Source organism: Uliginosibacterium sp. sgz301328 (genome assembly GCF_041807905.1).
In the GTDB taxonomy this organism is placed as follows: domain Bacteria; phylum Pseudomonadota; class Gammaproteobacteria; order Burkholderiales; family Rhodocyclaceae; genus JBGVSA01.
Genome location: NZ_JBGVSA010000072.1, coordinates 1 through 980, shown reverse-complemented (window position 1 = coordinate 980; position 980 = coordinate 1). Strand labels below are relative to the sequence as shown.

General features: G+C 59.8%; 2 protein-coding genes. Both read left to right on the top strand.

Annotation, left to right across the window (positions count from 1 at the left end; translation table 11 throughout):
* A partial coding sequence (locus tag ACDA63_RS20125) for a DUF1153 domain-containing protein (RefSeq protein WP_373665085.1) occupies window positions 1-211 on the top strand: 211 nt, incomplete at its 5' end.
* Window positions 208-980 (top strand): IS3 family transposase (locus ACDA63_RS20120; protein ID WP_373665084.1); only part of this gene is annotated, 773 nt, incomplete at its 3' end. The genes ACDA63_RS20125 and ACDA63_RS20120, both read left to right, overlap by 4 nt.

Sequence of the window (980 nt, the reverse complement as noted above, 5' to 3'; positions counted from 1 at the left end):
CCGCCAGTTCGACCTGTCACCCTCGGAAGTCGAGCAATGGGTCGATGATGGCAAGCGGGGCATGGAGAACGCGCTGAGAGCCAATCCGCAAGACGTTCGGGAGCAATACGAGCGTCAGCTTAAAGATCTCCAGGAAGCGTATGGCGAAGCAATGTTGGAGTTGCGCGCCAGAAAAAAATTGCAGTCCCTGCTGGGCGAGGACGAGAAGTGATTGAGACGATCCACCAGGGACTGCAAGCTGACGGCATCACCGTCTCGATCGCCAAGTTGTGTCGCTGGTTCGGCGTGCCGCGCCGCTCGGTGTACTACAAACCGGTGAAGTCGGCGCCGAAGATCGATCCGAAATTCGCTGTGCCGATCAAGACGATGATTGAAGAGTCGCCCTCGTTTGGCTACCGGACGGTTGCACATCTGTTGGGGTTCAACAAGAACACCGTGCAACGTGTGTTCCAGTTGATGGGCTGGCAGGTTCGCAAGCGGCCCATTGGCTTCAGGCCTCGCATCCAAGCCCTGCCATCGGTGGCGACGAAGCCCAACGAACGTTGGTCCACGGATCTATGTCGGGTGTGGGCCGGGCGGGACGGCTGGGCAACGCTGGCGCTGGTGATCGATTGCCACACGCGCGAATTGCTGGGCTGGCACCTGTCGCGAAGTGGCAAGGCCTGCAACGCAGGCAGCGCCCTGGAACATGCTCTGATTGCCCGCTTCGGAACGCTGGGCCGCGTGCCAACGCCGTTTCTGCTGCGATCGGACAACGGTCTGGTCTTCACCTCACGCAGCTACACCGCACTGGTGCGCAGCTACGGCCTGCGCCAGGAGTTCATCACACCCCATTGCCCTCAGCAGAACGGCATGGTCGAACGCGTGATCCGAACACTGAAAGAACAATGTGTGCATCGGCATCGTTTCGAGACCATTCAGCATGCCAGCCGCGTGATCGGCGACTGGATACGTTTTTACAACCACCAGCGTCCACACCA